13 protein-coding genes are annotated in these 21,189 nt (G+C 72.5%); 9 read left to right on the top strand and 4 right to left on the bottom strand.

Annotated features, from left to right (window positions below; genetic code table 11):
- The first annotated feature begins 37 nt into the window (after positions 1 to 37).
- Both ACFVN5_RS10490 and ACFVN5_RS10485 read left to right on the top strand, forming a co-directional pair.
- Positions 38 to 1,867 carry a hypothetical protein gene (locus ACFVN5_RS10490; protein ID WP_376955022.1) on the top strand — a complete coding sequence of 610 codons (1,830 nt, stop codon included), beginning with the start codon at positions 38 to 40 and terminating at the stop codon, positions 1,865 to 1,867.
- Entirely contained in the window at positions 1,864 to 2,799 is a 936-nt protein-coding gene (locus ACFVN5_RS10485) for a tetratricopeptide repeat protein (protein ID WP_376955020.1), read from the top strand. The genes ACFVN5_RS10490 and ACFVN5_RS10485 overlap by 4 nt, the downstream gene beginning before the upstream one ends.
- Positions 2,800 to 2,806: 7 nt before the next feature.
- On the opposite strand, the gene glgB is transcribed toward ACFVN5_RS10485, so the two are convergent.
- On the bottom strand, positions 2,807 to 5,011 hold the full coding sequence (gene glgB, locus ACFVN5_RS10480) for a 1,4-alpha-glucan branching protein GlgB (RefSeq protein ID WP_376955019.1): 2,205 nt from the start codon (positions 5,009 to 5,011) through the stop codon (positions 2,807 to 2,809).
- Positions 5,008 to 7,068, bottom strand: coding sequence for a maltotransferase domain-containing protein (locus tag ACFVN5_RS10475; protein ID WP_376955018.1), 2,061 nt, complete (start codon positions 7,066 to 7,068; stop codon positions 5,008 to 5,010). The genes glgB and ACFVN5_RS10475 overlap by 4 nt, the downstream gene beginning before the upstream one ends.
- 30 nt (positions 7,069 to 7,098) lie before the next feature.
- Between ACFVN5_RS10475 and glgP the strand changes: the two genes are divergently transcribed.
- Positions 7,099 to 9,666: an alpha-glucan family phosphorylase gene (glgP, locus tag ACFVN5_RS10470; protein WP_376955017.1), complete on the top strand. Its 2,568-nt coding sequence runs from the start codon at positions 7,099 to 7,101 to the stop codon at positions 9,664 to 9,666.
- 17 nt (positions 9,667 to 9,683) lie between these two features.
- On the opposite strand, the gene ybaK is transcribed toward glgP, so the two are convergent.
- Both ybaK and glgX read right to left on the bottom strand, forming a co-directional pair.
- Positions 9,684 to 10,181: a Cys-tRNA(Pro) deacylase gene (ybaK, locus tag ACFVN5_RS10465; RefSeq protein WP_376955016.1), complete on the bottom strand. Its 498-nt coding sequence runs from the start codon at positions 10,179 to 10,181 to the stop codon at positions 9,684 to 9,686.
- The gene (gene glgX, locus ACFVN5_RS10460) at positions 10,181 to 12,292 is read right to left on the bottom strand and encodes a glycogen debranching protein GlgX (RefSeq protein ID WP_376955015.1); all 2,112 of its coding nucleotides are present in this window, start codon (positions 12,290 to 12,292) and stop codon (positions 10,181 to 10,183) included. The genes ybaK and glgX overlap by 1 nt, the downstream gene beginning before the upstream one ends.
- Before the next feature lie 88 nt (positions 12,293 to 12,380).
- On the opposite strand from glgX, the gene ACFVN5_RS10455 reads away from it, so the two are divergent.
- The 6 genes from ACFVN5_RS10455 to ACFVN5_RS10430 all read left to right on the top strand — a co-directional run bounded on the left by ACFVN5_RS10455 (position 12,381) and on the right by ACFVN5_RS10430 (position 21,156).
- Complete coding sequence (locus ACFVN5_RS10455) at positions 12,381 to 13,613, top strand: cysteine desulfurase family protein (protein ID WP_376955014.1); 1,233 nt, start codon at positions 12,381 to 12,383, stop codon at positions 13,611 to 13,613.
- Positions 13,614 to 13,857: 244 nt separating this feature from the next.
- Positions 13,858 to 14,964 (top strand): tRNA 2-thiouridine(34) synthase MnmA, encoded by a 1,107-nt coding sequence (gene mnmA / locus ACFVN5_RS10450; RefSeq protein ID WP_376955013.1) that lies wholly within the window; start codon positions 13,858 to 13,860, stop codon positions 14,962 to 14,964.
- Between the two features lie 159 nt (positions 14,965 to 15,123).
- Positions 15,124 to 16,050 (top strand): hypothetical protein, encoded by a 927-nt coding sequence (locus ACFVN5_RS10445; RefSeq protein ID WP_376955012.1) that lies wholly within the window; start codon positions 15,124 to 15,126, stop codon positions 16,048 to 16,050.
- Positions 16,051 to 16,197: 147 nt separating this feature from the next.
- Positions 16,198 to 16,902 (top strand): hypothetical protein, encoded by a 705-nt coding sequence (locus ACFVN5_RS10440; protein WP_376955010.1) that lies wholly within the window; start codon positions 16,198 to 16,200, stop codon positions 16,900 to 16,902.
- 60 nt (positions 16,903 to 16,962) lie between these two features.
- Positions 16,963 to 19,314 carry an NAD-dependent DNA ligase LigA gene (gene ligA / locus ACFVN5_RS10435; RefSeq protein ID WP_376955009.1) on the top strand — a complete coding sequence of 784 codons (2,352 nt, stop codon included), beginning with the start codon at positions 16,963 to 16,965 and terminating at the stop codon, positions 19,312 to 19,314.
- Between the two features lie 27 nt (positions 19,315 to 19,341).
- Positions 19,342 to 21,156, top strand: a complete 1,815-nt coding sequence (locus ACFVN5_RS10430; protein WP_376955007.1) for an alkaline phosphatase family protein — start codon at positions 19,342 to 19,344, stop codon at positions 21,154 to 21,156.
- Positions 21,157 to 21,189: the final 33 nt, after the last annotated feature.

The following is a 21,189-nucleotide window of genomic DNA, read 5'->3' as shown; positions in this document are numbered from 1 at the left end:
ACCGGAGGTAATGTTCGTGCGATTCGCCCTGGCAATCGTGGCATTCGTCGCCGCGGCCGTGATGATCGGGTTCGGCATCGCCCAGCGCACCGTCTTCCTCGAGCCCGACCGCGTCTCGCTGTCGGCCGAGATCGAGGGCGACGCCGCGTACACGGTGATCGAGCCCGAAGCCCTCGGCGCCCACCCCGGCAAGCAGACGATCACCGTCTCGGGAACCGATGCGGTCTTCGTCTCGTACGGGCGCAGCTCCGACGTCTCGGCCTGGATCGGCGACGCGCCCTATGTCGCCGTCGGCTACGACAGCGAGGCCGACGAGTTCACGAGCGAGGTCGTCGAGCCCGAGTCCGCGGATGCCGCGACCGACGGCACCGCGACGGCCACGCCGCCCGCCACCGACGCGGCCGCGCCCGTCGAGGCCGATCCCGCCGACTCGCCGGTCGGCTCCGACCTCTGGCTCGACGAGTTCACGGGCGAGAACGAGGTCACGACGACGATCGACGTCCCCGACGACATCTCGGTGCTCCTCGCGAGCGACGGAACGGCGCCCGCGCCGACCGACCTCGCGATCGCCTGGCCGCTCGACAACGCCACGCCGTGGGCGGGCCCGCTCATCCTCGGCGGCGCCCTCGTGTTCGGCCTCGGCATCGCGCTGCTCGTGTCGGGCTTCGTGCACCACCGACGGTCGCGCGGCCCCCGTCGCAACCGCGGCAAGCTTCCCAGCGCCCCCAAGCCCTCTCGTCGCAACCAGGTCACGAGCGGCGGCCGCCGCTCGATCAGCCGCGCGAAGCGCGTGGCGATCGTCCCGCTCGTCGCCATCCCGGCGCTCGCGCTGAGCGCCTGCTCGGCCGACTACTGGCCCACCTTCGACGCGGCTCCGGCGACGACCGCCCCGGCGACCGAGACGCCCGCGCCCACCGGCGACGCGGCGGCGCCCGAGGAGTCCGAGGAGATGGAGCCGGCGGTGACCGTGCCGCAGATGGAGCGCATCATGCGCTCGATCGCGGTCTCCACCAAGGAGGCCGACGAGGCGCGCGACGGCGGAGCGCTGCAGGCGCGGTTCACCGGCCCGGCCCTCGAGGCCCGCCAGGCGAACTACACGATCCGCAACTCGCTGCCCGACCAGCCCGGCCCCACGCCGATCCCCGCCGCGCCGCTCACGCTGACGCTGCCGCAGCAGGTCTCGGGCTGGCCCGCGTCGGGTCGCACCGTGCTGACCATCGCGACGAACGGCGACGACCCCACGGTCGCTCCCACCGCGCTCGTGCTGCAGCAGGACGCGCCCCGCAACAACTACAAGATCGCCTACGCGATGTCGCTGGCCCCCGACGCCGACGTGCCCGAGGTGGCGCCCGCGTCGATCGGCGCGCCGCTCATCTCACCCGAGTTCAAGGGCCTGGTGCTCCCGCCCGGGCAGGTCGCCGCCGCCTACGGCGACGTGCTGCTGAAGGGCGACGAGTCCCAGTACGCCGCGCTCTTCGACCCCGAGGGCGACGTGCTGCGCGAGCAGCTCGGCGTCACGGGCCAGCAGGCGATCAACGACGCGCTGCCGCCCACGGCGGACATCGCGTTCTCGAACGTCGTCGGCGACAGCCCCGTGGTCGCGCTCGCGACGAACGACTCCGGCGCCCTCGTGACCGCGTCGATCGAGCAGACCGAGAAGGTGACGCCGAACGACGGCGGCACCATCGGGTTCGAGGCCGGCGCGCCCGGCGCGGCGCTGTCGGGCTTCACCGAGAAGAGCGCCAGGGGCGTGCAGCGCGTCATCGGCGTGCAGTTGCTGTTCTACGTGCCGAGCGTCGGCTCGGACGAGCAGATCCGGCTCCTCGGGTGGTCCGAGAGCCTGATCGGAGCATCGGAGGTACCGTGACCGACCCCACCCCGACCGGCGGCCTCCGCGGAGCCGTCGACCTCTCCGCACTCGTGCAGCGTCAGCAGCAGCCCGCGGCGGCAGCGGGTGGGCCCGCGACGGGCGACCCGCTGGTGTTCGCGACGGACGACGCGAGCTTCGGCTCCACGCTCGAGCTCTCGCGCACCGTGCCGGTCGTCGTCGTGCTCTGGGCCACGTGGAGCGAGCAGTCGACCGAGCTCGTCGGCACGCTCGAGCGGCTCGTGCGCGCACGCGACGGCCGTCTCGTGCTCGCCGCCGCCGAGGCGGACCGCAGCCCGCAGCTCGTGCAGGCGTTCCAGGCGCAGGCCATCCCCACCGTGGTGGCGGTCGTGGCCGGCCAGCCGGTGCCGCTCTTCGCCGGACTGCAGCCCGACGACGTGATCGACCAGGTCTTCGACCAGCTGCTCGAGCTCGCCGGCCAGCACGGCGTCACGGGCCGCATCGACGCCGAGGAGGGCGATGAGGGCGCCGAGCCCGCGGAGCCCGTGGAGGAGCCGCTGCCGCCGCTGCACCAGGAGGCGTACGACGCCATCGAGCGCGGCGACTACGAGGCCGCCGCGAACGCGTACCGCACGGCGATGGCGCAGGATCCGCGCGACGAGCTCGCGGTCGCGGGCCTCGCGCAGGCGAACCTGCTCTCGCGCTTGCAGGGCAAGACGCTCGACGCCATCCGGAACGCCGCGGCATCCGCCCCCGACGACCTCGACGCGCAGCTCGACGTCGCCGACCTCGACCTGTCGGGCGGACACGTCGACGACGCGTTCGACCGGCTGCTGTCGCTCTTCCCGAAGCTCGACGCCGACGACAAGAAGCGCGTGCGCGAGCGCCTCGTGGAGCTCTTCGAGGTCGTCGGCACCGAGGACCCGCGCGTCACCGCGGCACGGCGCCGCCTCGCGAACCTGCTCTTCTAGGCCCGCCTCACTCGTCGAGCGTGAACCACACGGCCGCGAGCGGCGGCAGGGTGAACACGCCCGACGCCGGCCGGCCGGCCCACGGGTCGTCGGTCGCCTCGACGCCGCCGAGGTTGCCGACCCCCGAGCCGCCGAACTCCGCGGCATCCGAGTTCAGCAGCTCGCGCCACCGACCCGCCTTCGGGAGCCCGAGGCGGAAGCCCTCGTGCGGCCGCCCGGCGAAGTTCACGGCGCACAGCAGGGGCCGCTTGTCGCGGTCGTAGCGCAGGAACGCGATGACGTTCTCGGATGCCGCGCCGCCCTCGACCCATTCGAAGCCCGAGGAGTCGTCGTCGAGCTGCCAGAGCGCCGGCTGCTCGCGATAGGTGCGGTTGAGCGCGCCGACGAACTCGGCGAGCTGCTTGTGCGTCGGCTGGTCGAGGATCCACCAGTCGAGCCCGCGCTCCTCGCTCCACTCCGAGAGCTGCCCGAACTCCTGCCCCATGAACAGCAGCTGCTTGCCGGGGTGCGCCCACATGTACGAGAGGTACGCGCGGACGTTGGCGAGCTGCTGCCAATGGTCGCCGGGCATCTTGCGCAGCAGCGATCCCTTGCCGTGCACGACCTCGTCGTGGCTGATCGGCAGGATGAAGTGCTCGCTGAACGCGTAGAGGAACGAGAACGTCAGGTCGTGGTGGTGGTACGACCGGTACATCGGGTCCTTCTCGACGTACTGGAGCGTGTCGTGCATCCACCCCATGTTCCACTTGTAGCCGAAGCCCAGGCCGCCCGAGCTCGTGGGGGCCGTGACGCCCGGCCAGCTCGTCGACTCCTCGGCGATCATGACGATGCCCGGGTTGCGCTTGTAGGCGGTCGCGGTGGCCTCCTGCAGGAACCCGATGGCCTCGAGGTGCTCGCGGCCGCCGTAGATGTTCGGCAGCCACTCGCCGTCCTCGCGGGAGTAGTCGAGGTAGAGCATCGAGGCGACGGCGTCGACGCGCAGGCCGTCGACGTGCATCTCCTCGAGCCAGAACAGCGCGTTGGCGACGAGGAAGTTGCGCACGCGCGGGTTGCCGTAGTCGAAGACGTACGTGCCCCAGTCCTTCTGCTCGCCGCGCCGCGGGTCGGCGTACTCGTAGAGCGCCTCGCCGTCGAACCGCGCGAGCGCCCAGTCGTCCTTCGGGAAGTGCCCGGGCACCCAGTCCATGATCACGCCGATGCCGGCCTGGTGCAGCCGGTCGATGAGGTACTTCAGGTCGTCGGGCGAGCCGAACCGGCTGGTCACGGCGTAGTAGCCGGTGACCTGGTAGCCCCACGAGCCGCCGAACGGATGCTCCGCGAGGGGCAGGAACTCCACGTGCGTGTAGCCCAGCCAGTCCAGGTACTCGATCAACTCGTCGGCCACGTCGCGGTACCCGCGCCCGGGCCGCCAGGACCCGAGGTGCAGCTCGTAGATGCTCATCGGCTCGCTGTGCGCGTTCACCCGTGCGCGTCGGCCCATCCAGTCGCCGTCGGCCCACTCGTGCGTGCTCGTGCTGACGACCGACGCCGTCGCGGGCGCGATCTCGGCCTGGCGCGCCATCGGGTCGGCCTTCATGATCCACTCGCCCCAGGTGGTCAGGATCTCGAACTTGTAGACCGTGCCGGGCTCGAGGTCGGGCACGAAGAGCTCCCAGATGCCCGCGGAGCCCATGCTGCGCATGGCGTGGCCGGCGCCGTCCCAGCGGTTGAACTCGCCGACGACGCGGACCGCGCGTGCGCGGGGCGCCCAGACGCTGAAGGCGGTGCCGCGCACGCCCGAGCCGACGCCCCAGTGCTCGCGGTGGTGCGCGCCGAGCACGCGCCAGAGCTCCTCGTGGCGGCCCTCGCCGATGAGGTGCAGGTCGAGCTCGCCGATCGTCGGGGCGAACCGGTAGGGGTCGTCGCTCGTCCACTCGTCGTCGCCGTAGGCGGCCCGGATCCGGTAGTCGACGGGCCCGAACTCCCCGGCGCCGGCCCAGATGCCGTGCCCGACGTGCTCCAGCTCGAGCACCTCGCCGCCGTCGAGGACCGCCTGCACGCGGTCGGCGAGGGGCCGGCGAGTGCGGATCACGGTGTGCGTGCTCGGGGATCCGGCGACGTCGAACCCGTGCTGGCCGAGGATGGCGTGCGGATCGAAGGAGCGGCCCTCGGCGACCGCCGCGAGCTCGGCGTCGGCGACGGCGGGGCCGGTGCGCGGCATCCGCTCGCTCATCGCGGTCCCCGCACGACGTGCAGCACGTGGGCCGGTCTCGTGAAGGCGTCGAGCCGCACGTAGTTCGCATCGCCCCAGTCCCAACGGTGCCCGGTGACGAGGTCCTCGACCTCGAAGCGGGATCCGGGCTCGAGTCCGATGGCGGCGAGGTCGAGGTGCACGGTGGTCTCCCTCACGGAGTGCGGGTCGACGTTGGCGACCACGATGATCGTGTCGGCGACGCCGTCGGGGGTGAAGCGCCCGTCGAGGTGCTTCGAGTACACGAGCACCGAGTCGTCCTCGCTGCCGTGGAACCGGATGTTGCGAAGCTGCCCGAGCGCGGGGTGGTCGGCACGGATGCGGTTGAGGATGCCGAGGTACAGCGCGAGCGAGCGGCCCTCCTTCTCGGCGGCGGCGAAGTCGCGTGGCTTGTACTCGTACTTCTCGTTGTCGATCGCCTCCTCGGCGCCCGGCCGGGCGACCGACTCGAACAGCTCGAAGCCGGCGTAGACGCCCCAGAGCGGCGCAGCGGTCGCGGCGACCGTGGCACGAACGGTGAACGCCGCGGGGCCGCCGAACTGCAGGTACTCGGTGAGGATGTCGGGGGTGTTCACGAACAAGTTCGGCCGCATGAAGTCCGCCGTGTCCTGCGACACCGACGTGAGGAACTCCTCGAGCTCCTCCTTCGTGTTGCGCCAGGTGAAGTACGAGTACGACTGCTGGAAGCCGACCATCGCGAGCGCCTGCATCATCGCCGGGCGGGTGAACGCCTCGGCGAGGAACACCACGTCGGGGTCCTCTGCGTTCACGGTGCCGATGAGGCGCTCCCAGAAGGCGAGCGGCTTCGTGTGCGGGTTGTCGACGCGGAAGATGCGCACGCCCTGCTTGATCCAGTGCCGGATGATCCGGAGGACTTCCTCGAAGATGCCCTCGGGGTCGTCGTCGAAGTTGACCGGGTAGATGTCCTGGTACTTCTTCGGCGGGTTCTCGGCGTACCGGATCGTGCCGTCGGGCAGCTGGGTGAACCAGTCGGGATGCTCCGCCACCCAGGGGTGGTCGGGGGAGGCCTGCAGCGCGAGGTCGAGCGCCACCTCGATGCCGAGCGCCGCCGCGCGGCGCACGAACGCCCGGAGCTCGGCGAGCGAGCCGAGGTCGGGATGGATCGCGTCGTGGCCGCCCTCCGCGCCGCCGATCGCCCACGGCGATCCCGGATCCTGCGGACCCGGGTCGAGCGTGTTGTTGCGGCCCTTGCGGTTCGTGACGCCGATGGGGTGGATCGGCGGCAGGTACACGACGTCGAAGCCCATCGCGGCGACCCCGTCGAGGCGCTTCGCCGCGGTGCGGAACGTGCCGCTCTTCCAGCGGCCGTCGCGCAGGCGCTTGGCGCCCTCGGAGCGGGGGAAGAACTCGTACCAGGCGCCGACGCCGGCGCGGCGGCGCTCGACGAGGATCTCGTGCTCGGGCGTGTCGCTCGTGAGCTTCGCGAGCGGCCAGCCCGCGAACAGGTCGAGCACGGGGGAGTCGATGAGGGCGCGGCGCTCGGCCGCCGTCGCCGTGTCGTCGCGCAGCGCGTTCGCCAGCGCGGTGAGCCGGCGCCGGGCCGCGACCGGACGCGCCTTCTCGTCGCCGGCGCGGTCGAGCAGGCGCGCGCCGATCTCGTACATGAGCTCAACGTCGACGCCCGCGTCCACCTTCAGGGCGGCGTCGTGCCGCCACGTGGCGATCTCGTCGTCGAAGCCCGTGACGTGCCAGTGCCAGACGCCGCGCTCGTCGAGGAGCACCTGCGCCTCCCACCGGTCGGTGCCGGCGGTCAGCGGCGACATCCGCTCGTGGCGCACCGTGCCCGACGGGCTCGTGATCACGAGCATCGCGCCGACCTGGTCGTGGCCCTCGCGGAAGACCGTGGCCCGGAAGGGCACGACCTCGCCCTCGTACGCCTTCGGTCTCCACCGGCCGTCGGGGACGGCTGGGGTGACCCCGGTCACCGGGATGCGGCCGGCCTGCACTGCGTGGGTCGTCACGCATCCGACCGTAGCGCGGAATGGGCGTCCGCGTCGCGGGGTTGCCCGTTCACACATTCGACACGCGTCCGACTTAGGGTGGAGCGCGTGAAGCCCATCCGCAAGTTCACCGTCCGGGCCGTGGTGCCCGGCTCGCTCTCCGCGCTCGAGGAGCTCGCCGGCAACCTCCGCTGGTCCTGGCACGAGCCGACGAAGCGCCTCTTCGAGCACATCGATCCCGAGCTGTGGCGCACGTCGCGGCGCGATCCCGTCGCGTTCCTCGGCGAGGTCGACCCGGCGCGCCTCGACCAGCTCGCGGCCGACGGGGGGTACGTGGAGTGGGCCGAGCGGGAGCGGGCGGGCCTTCGCGAGTACCTCTCCGAGCCGCGTTGGTTCCAATCCCTCGGCACGGATGCCCCGCGGCTCGTCGCGTACTTCTCGCCCGAGTTCGGCATCACCGCGGCGCTGCCGCAGTACTCGGGCGGACTCGGCATCCTCGCGGGCGACCACCTGAAGGCGGCATCCGACCTCGGCGTGCCGCTGCTCGGCGTCGGCCTGTTCTACAAGGCCGGCTACTTCTCGCAGTCGATCTCGCCCGACGGCTGGCAGCAGGAGCGCTACCCGGTGCTCGACCCCGACGGACTGCCGCTCTCGGTGCTGCGCCGTCCCGACGGGTCGCCCGTGCAGGTGACCCTCGCGCTGCCCGACGACGCGGCGCTGCACGCGCGCGTCTGGAAGGCGGCGGTCGGCCGGATCACCCTCCTCCTGCTCGACACCGACATCCCGGCCAACGACGACGAGCTGCGCTCGGTCACCGACCGGCTCTACGGCGGCGGCGGCGAGCACCGGCTGCTCCAGGAGCTGCTGCTCGGCGTGGGCGGCGCACGCGCGGTGCGCGCCTACACGGAGCTGAGCGGCGGACCGGCGCCCGACGTCTTCCACATGAACGAGGGCCACGCGGGCTTCCTCGGGCTCGAGCGCATCGCGACCCACATCGCCGAGGGACGCTCGTTCGCCGAGGCCCTGCAGCTCGTGCGCGCCGGCACGGTGTTCACGACGCACACGCCGGTGCCCGCGGGCATCGACCGGTTCGAGCGCGGCCTCGTCGAGCGTTACCTCACGAGCTCGCTGCTGCCCGGCGTCGACCCCGCCGACGCGCTCGCGCTGGGCGTCGAGCCCGGCGCCGACCCGGCGACGAGCCCGTTCAACATGGCGGTCATGGGGCTGCGGCTCGCGCAGCGCGCGAACGGCGTCTCGAAGCTGCACGGCCAGGTCAGCCGCCGCATGTTCGGCGACCTCTGGCCCGGATTCGACGTCGCCGACGTGCCGATCACGTCGATCACGAACGGCGTGCACGCGCCGACGTGGACCGATCCGGCCCTCGTCGCCCTCGCAGAGGCGCGGCTCGGCACGGGCGACACCGAGCATGCCGACTGGTCGAGCGGTGCGCTCACCGACGGCGAGCTCTGGGCGGTCAAGCGCGGCATGCGCCTGCAGCTCGTGGAGGACGCGCGACGGCGGTTGCGCGCGGCGTGGACGGAGCAGCATCCGGGGAGCCAGGCACCCTCGTGGGTCTCGCGGGTGCTCGACCCCGACACGCTCACGGTCGGCTTCGCGCGGCGCGTGCCGACGTACAAGCGCCTCACCCTCATGCTCAGCGACCCCGAGCGCCTGAAGGCGATCCTCACGAACCCCGAGCGGCCCGTGCAGTTCGTCATCGCCGGAAAGTCGCACCCCGCCGACGACGAGGGCAAGCGCCTCATCCAGCAGCTCGTGCAATTCGCGCAGCAGCCCGAGCTCCGCGAGCGCATCGTGTTCCTGCCCGACTACGACATGGGCATGGCCGAGCTGCTCTACCCCGGCTGCGACGTGTGGCTCAACAACCCGCTGCGCCCGCTCGAGGCGTGCGGCACGTCGGGCATGAAGGCCGCCATGAACGGCGCCCTGAACCTGTCGATCCTCGACGGCTGGTGGGCCGAGTACGCGGGCGACGACTACGGCTGGGTGATCCCGTCGGCGGATGCCGCGGGCGACGCCGGCGAGCGCGACGCCCTCGAGGCGGCGGCGCTCTACGAGCTGCTCGAGCACCGCGTCGCGACCCGGTACTACGAGCGCGACGGCGACGGCGTGCCCGTGGAGTGGGTGCGCCGCGTGCGGCAGACGCTGACGACGCTCGCGCCCGAGCTCGGCGCCGACCGCATGGTGCGCCAGTACGTCGAGGAGCTCTACCGCCCGGCGGCCGAGCAGGCGGCCCGCGTGGAGGCCGACGGCGACCGCGGCGCGCGCGAGCTGGCGGCGTTCGGCGCACGCGTGCGCGCCTCCTGGCCGAAGGTGCAGGTCGTGCATGTCGAGTCGGGCGGCGTCGAGTCGCCGCACGTCGGCGACGAGCTCAACCTGCGCGCCTACGTGGAGCTCGACGGCCTCTCGGCCGACGACGTCGCCGTCGAGGTCGTCTACGGCCGCAGCCGCACCGACGAGTCGATCGAGGGCGCGCGACGCACCACGCTCGACCCCGACCGGTCGGCGGATGCCGCGAGCTCCTCGGGTCCGCGCCTGTACACGGGCACCGTGGTGCTCGATCGCGCCGGCGCCTTCGGGTACACCGTGCGCGTCGTGCCGCGGCATCCGCTGCTCACGTCGCCCGCGGAGTTGGGGCTGGTCGCGGTCGCGGGGTAGTCAGGGACCGGCGCGCGTCAGCGCCCGCGCGCGATCGGCGCGTAGCGGCCGGCGGTGACGGCGAGCAGGTCGTCGGGCGCGAGCTCGAGGTCGAGCCCGCGGCGGCCGCCCGAGACGAGGATCGTCTCGCAGAGGATCGCGGACTCGTCGAGCACGGTCGGAAGCGCGGTCTTCTGCCCGATCGGGCTGATGCCGCCCACGACGTAGCCGGTCTTGCGCTCGGCGACGGCGGGATCGGCCATCTCGGCGCGCTTGCCACCGAGGGCCTGCGCGAGGGCCTTGAGGTCGAGCTGCCGCGCCACCGGCACGATGCCGACCGCGAGCGCGCCGTCGACGTTCGCGAGCAGCGTCTTGAACACCCGGTCGGGGTCGATGCCGAGCTTCTCGGCCGCCTCGAGCCCGTAGGCGGCGGCGCGGGGGTCGTGCTCGTAGGCGTGCGCGGTGAAGGCGACGCCGGCACGGACGAGGGCGACGGTCGCGGGCGTGCCCGACGAGGCATCCGCTCGCTTGGCCATCACACGCCGCCGTCGGACTCGGGAGCCGCGACCGCGCGCGGCGTCGGCCGCTCGCCGTCGGCGCGGAACAGGTGCATCGACAGCGGCGGGATCGCGAGCGTGTCGCCCGGCGCGTGCACGGTCGGGTCGACGATCGGCTCCTCGCCGGACGAGTCCCAGAGCCGCGAGTAGCCCGTCACGCCCTCGTGGTCGGGCAGCACGACCTCGGTCGTTTCCTCGTGCGCGTGCACGACGAGCAGGATGCGGTTGAACGCCTCGAACTCGGGCGTCGACGCGGCGAGGAACTGGAGCGTGCGCTGCTCGGGGGAGTTCCAGTCGTCGATGGTCATCGTGGTGCCCTCGGCGTTGAACCAGTCCATCTGCGAGGCGCTCGGGATCGTCTCGCCGAACCGGCCGAACCGCACCGGACGCAGCGCGGGGTTCTCGGCGCGGAGGCGCAGGAGCCGCCGCACGGTCGCGAGCAGGCCGGCGTCGCGCTCGTCGTCGCGCCACGTGAGCCAGGTGAGCTCGGAGTCATGGCAGTACGCGTTGTTGTTGCCGCGCTGGCTGCGGCCGTACTCGTCACCGGCGGTGATCATGGGCACGCCGGCCGAGAGCAGCAGCGTGCCGAGCAGGTTCCGGATGCTGCGGCGCCGCGCCGCGCGGATCACCGGGTCGTCGGTGTCGCCCTCGACGCCGTGGTTGTAGGAGTTGTTGTGGTCGGCGCCGTCGCGGTTCTGCTCCCCGTTGCCGAGGTTGTGCTTCATGTCGTAGGCCGTGAGGTCGGCGAGCGTGAAGCCGTCGTGCGCGGTGACGAAGTTCAGGCTCGCGAGCGGGCCGCGCTCCTGGGAGAACGTGTTCGCCGAGCCGGCGAGGCGGGTCGCGAAGCGGCCGATGCCGCTTCCGGCCGAGCCCGTCTCGCGCTCGCGGCGCAGGTCGCCGAGCCAGAAGTCGCGCATGCGGTCGCGGTAGCGGTCGTTCCACTCGCTGAACCCCGCGGGGAAGTTGCCCGTCTGCCAGCCGCCGGGGCCGACGTCCCACGGCTCGGCGATGAGCTTCGAGGCGCCGATGACGGGATCCTCGAGCATGCCGCGCAGCAGCGGGTGTTCTGGCGTGTAGGCGCCGTGGTCGTCGCGCCCGAGGGTGGCGGCGAGGTCGAGCCGGAAGCCGTCGACCTGGAGCTCCTCGGCGAAGTAGCGCATCGAGTCGAGCACGAGCCGCTGCGGGGCCGCATGCCCGAAGTCGAGCGTGTTGCCGCATCCGGTCGTGTCGACGTAGCGGCCGTGCGCGTCGTGACGGTAGTACGACGCGTTGTCGATGCCGCGGAACGAGTACGTCGGGCCGCGACGGCCCTCCTCGGCGGTGTGGTTGTAGACCACGTCGAGCACGACCTCGAGCCCCGCCTCGTGCAGCCGGCGCACCATGCCCGCGAACTCGCGTCGCACGGCGTGCGCGCCGGCGGCCTGCGCCGCGGCGGTCGCGTAGGGCGCGTGCGCCGCGAAGAAGCCGAGCGTGTTGTAGCCCCAGTAGTTCGGCCGGCCCTGTCGCACGAGTCGCTCCTCGGAGACGAATGCCTGCGCGGGCAGCAGTTCGACGGTCGTGACGCCGAGGCCCGTGAGGTACTCGAGGGAGGCGTCGTGCGCGAGGCCCGCGTACGTGCCGCGCAGCGGCTCGGGGATGGCGGTGTTGAGCTTCGAGAAGCCGCGCACGTGCGTCTCGTAGACGACCGTGTGGTCGAGCGGGACGCGCGGCTTGGCCGTGCCGGTCCAGTCGAAGCCGTCGTCGACGAGCGAGGCCATCGCCACGCCGCGCCATGATCCGTCGGCCGCGGCGGTGAGGCCGCGGGCGTACGGGTCGAGCAGCGTGTGCACCGGGTTGAACGCGTGCTCGACGCCCGCGGGCCCGTCGACGCGCAGTCCGTAGCGGGCGCCCGGCACGAGGCTCGCCGAGCGGCCCTCCCAGACGCCGTGCTCGTCGCGCGCGAGCGGCGTGCGCTCGACCGCCCAGTCGAGGTCACCGTCGGCGAACACGACGAGGTCGATCGACGTCGCGTGCTCGGACCAGACCCGGATGACACCGCCGTCGGCGCCCGTGCGGACGCCGAGGTCGTGCAGGGGGCCGGACGCGGACATGCGATCTACAGTAGTTCGTAGTGCAAGCGCTCCCACGCGCGGACGCGACGTGCCGCGCACGGGCCCGAGCGGGGGAGGAGGTCCGCCAATGGTCTACCTCGACCACGCCGCGACGACCCCCATGCGGCCCGAGGCGATCGGCGCGCTGACGTCGGCTCTCGCCGTCGTGGGCAACCCCTCGTCGATCCACAGCGCGGGCCAGCGGGCCAAGCGGCTGCTCGAGGAGTCCCGTGAGCGCATCGCCGCGACGCTCGGCGCCGACGCCATCGAGGTGGTCTTCACGGGCAACGGCACCGAGGCCGTGAACCTCGCGATCAAGGGGCTGTGGTGGAGCCGGCAGGCGTCGGCGCCGGTCGGTCGCCCGCGGTCGCGCATCCTCGTCCCGGCAGGGGAGCACCACGCGACGCTCGACACGATCGAGTGGCTCGCGACGCACGAGGGCGCGGTCATCGACGAGGTGCCGCTCGACGACCTCGGGCGGCTGCGCCTCGACCTGCTCGAGGCCGAACTCGCCCGCGACGCAGCATCCGTGGCGCTCGTGACCATGCTCTGGGCCAACAACGAGGTGGGCACGATCCAGCCCGTCGAGGAGGTCGCCCGGCTGGCGGCGCGTGCGGGCGTGCCGCTGCACGTCGACGCGATCGCCGCGTACGGGCAGCTGCCGATCGACTTCCGGGGGCTGCGACGAGCGACGGATGCCCCGCGCGGCGCCGGTCTCGTCGCCCTCAGCGTCTCGGCGCACAAGATCGGCGGCCCGGCCGGCATCGGCGCGCTCGTCCTCGACCGGTCGGCCATCGTCGAGCCGCTCATCCACGGAGGGGGACAGCAGCGGCGCCTGCGCTCGGGGACGCAGGACGTGGCGGCGGCGGCCGGCTTCGCCGCGGCGGCGACGTCCGTGCACGATCGGCTCGATGCCGACGCTCGGCGGATGGCGGCCCTGCGCGACCGCCTCACCGCCGGCGCGCTCGCCGCGGTGCCCGAGGCGCGGCTCTCGGGCGACCCCGATCCCGCCGGGCGCCTTCCCGGCAACGTGCATCTCTCGTTCCCCGGTTGCGAGGGCGACTCGCTGCTGTTCCTGCTGGATGCCGCGGGCGTGGCCGTCTCGACCGGATCGGCGTGCCAGGCGGGCGTGCCCGAGCCGTCGCACGTGCTGATGGCCATGGGCCGCACCGAGTCCGACGCGCGCGGCGCACTGCGGATCACCCTCGGGCACGACTCCACCGAGGCCGACGTCGACGCGTTCCTCGCGGCGCTGCCCGCCGCGTACGCGCAGGCGGCGAAGGCCGGGCTCGCGGGCCGGCTCACGTCGTTCGGCCGCTGACCGGGCCCGGCGCGGCATCCGTCGCTCACCGCTGATGTGCCGCGGCATCCGCTCGCTCATTCGCGTTTCTCAGGAGATCTGCGGCCGCCGCGTCGCCGCGAGCGGCGTGTCGTCCTGAGAAGCGCCGGTTCGGGCGGGGTCCGTCCTGAGAAAGGGCACGGATCGGTCGATGGGGGCTGTCCTGAGAAGGGCAGGGATCGGTCGACGGGGCATCCGTTCAGGCGGCCCTGCCTACACTTGACGGGTGAAGGTTCTCGCAGCGATGAGCGGCGGCGTCGACAGCGCCGTGGCCGCGGCGCGCGCGGTGGAGGCCGGCCACGACGTGGTCGGCGTGCACCTCGCGCTCAGTCGTATGCCGGGAACGCTGCGCACCGGCAGTCGCGGCTGCTGCACGATCGAGGACTCGATGGACGCGCAGCGCGCCGCGAACGTCCTCGGCATCCCGTACTACGTCTGGGACTTCTCGGAGCGGTTCAAGGCCGACGTGGTCGACGACTTCATCGCCGAGTACTCGGCGGGCCGCACCCCCAACCCGTGCATGCGCTGCAACGAGCGCATCAAGTTCGCCGCGCTGCTCGAGAAGGCGCTGGCGCTCGGCTTCGACGCCGTCTGCACGGGCCACTACGCCACGATCGTCACGGATGCCGCGGGCAACCGCGAGCTCCACCGCGCGAGTGCCTGGGCGAAGGACCAGTCCTACGTGCTCGGCGTGCTCACGACGGAGCAGCTCGCGCACGCGTACTTCCCGCTCGGCGACACGCCCTCGAAGCAGCTCGTGCGCGAGGAGGCCGCCCGCCGTGGCCTGAGCGTCGCGCAGAAGCCCGACTCCCACGACATCTGCTTCATCTCCGACGGCGACACGAAGGGCTGGCTCGCGGAGCACGTCGGCGAGGCGCCGGGCGACATCGTCGACCGGACGGGCGCCGTCGTCGGCGCGCACGACGGCGCGCACGCCTACACGGTCGGGCAGCGCCGCGGCCTGCGGCTCGGCACGCCCGCACCCGACGGGAAGCCCCGGTTCGTGCTCGAAGTGCGTCCCAAGGAGAACACGGTCGTCGTGGGCCCGAAGGCGGCGCTCGCGACGGCGCTGATCGCCGGGTCGCGGTTCACCTGGGCCGGGATGCCGCCTGCCGAGCCCGCCACGCCGTTCGCATGCGAGGTGCAGATCCGCGCGCACGCCGATCCCGTGCCCGCCACGGCGGTCGTCGCCGACGGCGAGCTCGTGATCACGCCCGAGCATCCGCTCGACGGCGTCGCGCCGGGCCAGACCGCCGTCGTCTACGTCGGCACGCGCGTGCTCGGGCAGTGCACCATCGACCGCACCGTGAGCGCGGTCCCCGTCGAGGCCTGAGCGCCCGTCGTTCCTCGTCCGGGTGTCTTCCGGGTGCGTTCGCGCGCGTATGGCGTGCCGTACAAGGGCGTGTCAAGGCCTGTCCCGTCCGGCGATCCGCCGCGTAGATTCACGGCTGCGCCGACCCGATGGCGCGACCCGACGACGAGAGGATGCACCGTGAGCACCCCCCGAGAACCCGCAGATCGACCCTCAGAGCGACCGATCGCCGCGAGCGGCGACACGATCGCCGTGCCCACCGCCGAGCGAACGGATGCCGCGTACACCGGCGTCGACCGTGACGGCGACGGCGTGGACGACCGGCGTGAGGCCGTGGTCGACCGCGACCGTGACCGTGACGGCGTGGACGACCGCCGTGAGGCCGTAGTCGACCACGACCGTGACGGCGACGGCATCGACGACCGCCGCGAAACGGTCGTGGTCGACCGAGACGGCGACGGCGTCGACGACCGCCGTGAGGCCGTGGTGGACCGCGACACCGACGGCGACGGCGTGGCCGATCGGCCCCACGCCGAGCTCGCGGCCGAGCGGAAGCAGGTCGCCGCCCGCGAGCGCGAGGCGTTCGGCGGCGTGAAGGTGGGCGCTGCGTTCTTCGGCTGGCTCACGGCCTTCGGCCTGGCGACACTGCTCACCGCGCTCCTCGCCGCGACCGGCGCGGCGCTCGGCCTCGGCGTCGAGGACGTGGACGCGGCCGCCGACCAGGTCGGGCTCGACGCCGGCACCGTCGGCTGGATCGGCGCGATCGCGCTCCTGCTCATCCTGTTCCTCGCGTACTACTGCGGCGGCTACGTCGCCGGCCGCATGGCGCGGTTCAACGGCGTCGTGCAGGGCCTCGCGGTCTGGGTGTGGGCGCTCGTCATCGCGATCGTCGTCGCCCTGCTCGGCGTGGTGATCGGCAGCCGCTTCGACGTGTTCGCCGACCTCAACTTCTTCCCGCGGCTCCCGCTCAGCGAGGGCGACCTCACGGTCGCCGGCATCGTCACGGCGGTCGTGGTCGCCATCGCGAGCCTCGGCGGCGCGATCCTCGGCGGCAAGGCCGGCACGCACTACCACCGCAAGGTCGACCGCGCGGGCTTCGGCGCCTGATCGGCGGGCGGATGCCGCGTGTGCGAGCACGCGGCATCCGCCGTGCCAGACGCCGCCCGACGCTCGCTCGCCTCGCGGTCGGGAAGCGCTTCGCGTAGATTCGCGCTGGCGCTTCCCCCGGCGCCGAGCGAGTGACGAGGAGATCCCGTGAACTACCCGCTGTACCCCGCCGACCCGGACCGCGACCCCGCCGAGCTGTTCCGGAACCTCGAACCCGGGCCCGCGACGCGCCCGGTCGCGACGCTCGAACCCAGGCCCGCGGCGTGGGACGACGTGGTCGACCCGCTGACGCTCACCACCGACGAGGTCATCGAACGCCAGCGCGAGCGGTTCGGCGGCGTGAAGGTCGGCTCGGCCTTCTTCGGCTGGCTCATCGCCTCGGCGACCTTCGCCATCCTCACGGGGCTCCTGACCGTCGCAGGCGTGGTGCTCGGCCTCGACGTGCGCAACCCGATGCTCTTCGCGCGGGAGCTCCCGCTCGACCTGCAGACGCTCGGCTGGATCGGCGCCGGCACGCTGCTCTTCCTGCTGTTCGCCTCGTACTACTGCGGCGGGTACGTCGCCGGCCGCATGGCCCGCTTCAGCGGCGTCGCGCAGGGCGTGGCCGTGTGGGTGTGGACGATCGCGATCGGGATCCTGGCGGCGGTCGTCGGCTTCGTGCTCGGCCGGTTCGACGAGTCGACCGGCGTCGGCGTGCTCCGGCGCGTCCCCCTCCCCGAGGACCTGCTGACGATCGCGGGCATCGCCGCCGCGGTCGTGCTCGCGGCGGTGACGCTCGGCGGCGCCATCCTGGGCGGCGTCGTCGGGGTCCGCTACCACCGGCGCGTCGACCACGTCGTCGACGACGAGTAGCCCCGCGCTCGCCATCCGGCCGGGCGGCGCTCCGACCCGGCGTCGGAGGGGCCTCCTAGGATGGCACCTGTGAGCGACATCCCAGCCGACTTCGAGACCGCCCGCGCCGAATCGGAGCAGCTCGCCGACCTCATCGACCGAGCGCGACTGGCCTACTACGGCGACGGCGACACGCCGTACTCCGACGCCGAGTACGACCTCGCGTTCCACCGACTCGAGGCGATCGAGCGCGCGTTCCCCGAGCTCGCCGGCCAAGACAGCCCGACGCAGCAGGTGGGCGCGGTCGTCGCGACCGCCGGCTTCCCCGAGCACGAGCACGCCGAGCGCATGCTCAGCCTCGACAACGTGTTCTCCGTCGACGAGTTCCGCGAGTGGGCCGTCAAGGTCGAGCGCGATGCCGGGCGACCGGTGCACTGGCTCTGCGAACTCAAGATCGACGGGCTCGCGATCAGCCTCGCCTACCGCGACGGCGTGCTCGAGACGGCGACCACGCGCGGCGACGGCCGCGTCGGCGAGGACATCACCGAGAACCTCGAGTTCATCCCGGCCATCCCGCGGCGGCTCGAGGGCGACGGGTTCCCGCCCTTCTTCGAGGTGCGCGGGGAGGTCTTCCTGTCGACGGCCGATTTCGAGGAGCTGAACCGGCGCCAGCACGAGCTGCAGGCGGCGTATGAGGCGGAGGAGCTGGCCAAGGGCAAGCCCGAGGCGGCCATCAAGGTGCGCTATCCCGAGTTCGCGAACGCCCGGAACACGGCGGCGGGCAGCCTCCGGCAGCGGCGGGAGCGCAAGAGCGCGTTCGAGCTCGACCTGATGCGCGACCGGCTGGGGCGGCTCTCGCTCTACCTCCACGGCATCGCCGCTTGGGATCGCCCGCCCGTCGCGACGCAGTCCGAGATCTACGGGCTGCTCGCGCAGTGGGGTCTCCCCGTCTCGCCGTACGCGCGGGTGCTCGACTCCGTCGACGACGTCGCGGCGTTCATCGCGCACTGGGGCGAGCACCGCCACGACGTCGAGCACGAGATCGACGGCATCGTCGTGAAGGTCGACGAGCTCGTGCTGCACGACGAGCTGGGCGCCACGAGCCGGGCGCCACGGTGGGCGATCGCCTACAAGTACCCGCCCGAGGAGGTGCACACGAAGCTCCTCGACATCGCGGTGGCCATCGGCCGCACCGGTCGCGCGACGCCCTACGCGATCATGGAACCGGTCAAGGTCGCCGGTTCCACGGTGCGCCAGGCGACGCTGCACAACCAGGACGTCGTCAAGGCCAAGGGCGTCCTCATCGGCGATACGGTCGTGCTGCGCAAGGCGGGCGACGTCATCCCCGAGATCCTCGGCGCCGTCGAACAGCTTCGCGACGGCACGGAGCGCGAATGGAGCATGCCCGCCGACTGCCCGGTGTGCGGCACCCCGCTCCGTCCCATGAAGGAGGGCGACATCGACCTCCGCTGTCCCAATGCGCGGTCGTGCCCCGCGCAGGTGCGCGGTCGGGTCGAGCACATCGGCTCGCGCGGCGCCCTCGACATCGAGGCGCTCGGCGAGGTCACCGCGGCCGCGCTCACGCAGCCCTCCGTCCCGACGACGCCGCCCCTCGAGACCGAGGCCCGGCTGTTCGACCTCACGCTCGACGAGCTCGTACCCATCCAGGTGGTCGTCCGCGACGCCGAGACGGGCGGGGTCAAGGTCGACGAGGCCACGGGCGAGCCGATCCGCCGCGCGCCGTTCCAGAAGTGGGCGCCGGCGACCTACCCGCCCGGCACCGAGCACCTCGACGCGGCCGAGCGACGCCGTGCCGGCATCCGCAAGACCCACCGCGAGCTGCTGCCGTCGGGGGCTGCGACCAAGCTCCTCGAAGAGCTCGAGAAGGCCAAGACGAAGCCGCTGTGGCGGCTCCTCGTCTCGCTGAACATTCGACACGTCGGTCCGGTCGCCGCCCGGGCGCTCGCCGACCACTTCGGGTCGCTCGACGCGATCCGCGAGGCGAGCGTGCAGGAGCTCTCCGACGTGGAGGGCGTCGGCGGCATCATCGCCGAGTCCCTCACGGAGTGGTTCGACGTCGACTGGCACCGCGAGATCGTCGAGCGGTGGGAGGCGTCCGGTGTGCGGTTCCGTACCGAGGGGCATCCCGGACCCGGCGCTGCCGCCGCCGCCGCGGCCGACGGCGTGCTCGCGGGCCTCACCGTGGTCGCGACGGGCTCGCTCGAGGGCTTCACGCGCGAGGGCGCGCAGGAGGCTATCATCGCGGCAGGTGGCAAGGCGGCCTCGAGCGTGTCGAAGAACACCGACTTCGTGGCCGCCGGCCCCGGTGCCGGCTCCAAGCTCGCGAAGGCGGAGGAGCTCGGCATCCGCGTGCTCGACGCCGCGCAGTTCGCGCGGCTCGTGACCGAGGGGCCGGGCGCGCTCGACGCCTGAGCGGCGCGGAGCGGAGTGGGGGAGCGCGTGGGGGACGACGTCGAGCCGGAGTCGAGCGAGCCGGGCAGGTCGGACGAGTCGAGCACGGGCCCAGATGCGGGTGCGGATGCCACGGCCGACCCGCCGCGCGCCACGTCGCGTCGCGACTTCCTGAAGATCGGCGGCGCCGCGGCGGCGGGCGCCGTGGTCGGCGGTGGCATCGGTGCGGCCGTCGGAGCCGCGATCGGTCACCAGCTGGGCTTCGAGGAGGGCGTCGACGACTTCGTCCCGCTCACGGCCCGTCAGCAGGCCGGATTCGACCACCTCGTCGTGCTCATGGGCGAGAACCGCTCGTTCGACAACCTGCTCGGCTACCTCTACTCGCAGGACGACCTGCCCGCCGGTGAGACCTTCGAGGGCCTGGCGTTCGGCGACTACGCGAACACGGCGCCCGACGGCACGGTCGTCGCGGCGCACGTGTACGAGGGCTCCACCGACGAGATCATGGGCCGACCGAACCCCGATCCGGGCGAGGAGTTCCCGCACGTCAACACGCAACTGTTCGACACGGTCGACCCGGCGACGAACGCCGAGCTCTTCGTCGAGTCGATGCAGGCGCCGTACAACGCGCCCGGGCGCGAGGCCGCCGCCGACATGTCGGGGTTCGTGCGCGACTACTGGATCAACTACATGCGGCTGAAGAAGGGCACGGCGCCCACGATCGACGAGGCGAGCCAGATCATGGGCTCGTTCTCGCCGCAGATGCTGCCGGTGCTCTCGACGCTCGCGAAGAACTTCGCCGTCTACGACAACTGGTACTGCGCCGTGCCCTCGCAGACGTTCTGCAACCGGTCGTTCTTCCACGCCTCGACGTCGCACGGCTTCGTCACGAACAAGGCGGGCGGCGGCTACGACAAGTGGCTCGACGCCCCTGCGACGCCCACGATCTTCAATCGCCTCGAGGAGGCGGGCGTCTCGTGGCGCGTCTACTTCGACGAGTTGCAGCTCGTCTCGTTCACCGGCGTGCTGCACGCGCCCGTGCTCGAGCCGTTCTGGAAGACCGAGCGGTTCGCGACCATGAGCCAGTTCTACGAGGACGTGAAGCTGGGCCGCCTCCCGGCGTATGCGTTCATCGAGCCGCGCATGACCTACAACCACAACGACTTCCACCCGCCGTTCGGTCGCCTCCGCGAGAGCGACGTCGACGGCGTCGAGGTCATCGACTCGGCGATCTCCGACGTGCGCGCCGGCGAGGCGCTCGTGCACGAGGTCTACGAGGCGATCAAGCGCAGCGCCTCGCCCACGGGCTCGAACGCGCTCAACACGATGTTCCTCATCACGTTCGACGAGCACGGCGGCACGTACGACCACGTTCCGCCGCCCTCGGCGACGCCCCCGCACGAAGACAGCGAGGGCGAGATGGGCTTCGGGTTCGACCGGCTCGGATGCCGCGTGCCGGCGATCGCCGTCTCGGCCTACACCCGCGCGGGCACCGTCATCCACGACGAGATGCACCACGCCGCGGTCATCGCGACCCTCTCGCGGCTGCACGGACTGAAGCCGCTCACTCGGCGCGACGTCGGCGCGAACAACCTCTTCAATGCCGTCAACCTCCGCGAGCCGCGGGCGCCGATCACCTGGCCGTCGACCACGCCGCAGTTCATCCCGCCGAACCCGCAGGCCGAGGCGCCGCATCCCGCGCACCAGCACAAGGACAAGCCGCTGAGCCCGCCGGCCCGTGGCCTGCTCGGGCTGCTCCTCGCGAAGTACGGCGCGCCCGACGCCGAGGAGCCCGCCACCTACGCCGATGCCTACGAGATCCTGCACCGCTACGGCGAGGGGCTCTTCGGCAGGCCGAACTGACGCGGCATCCGTCGACATCGAAGCCCTGGGAGG

The sequence above is a fragment of the Agromyces sp. NPDC057865 genome, assembly GCF_042796995.1.
In the GTDB taxonomy this organism is placed as follows: domain Bacteria; phylum Actinomycetota; class Actinomycetes; order Actinomycetales; family Microbacteriaceae; genus Agromyces.
This window is presented reverse-complemented; position numbering and strand designations above follow the sequence as displayed.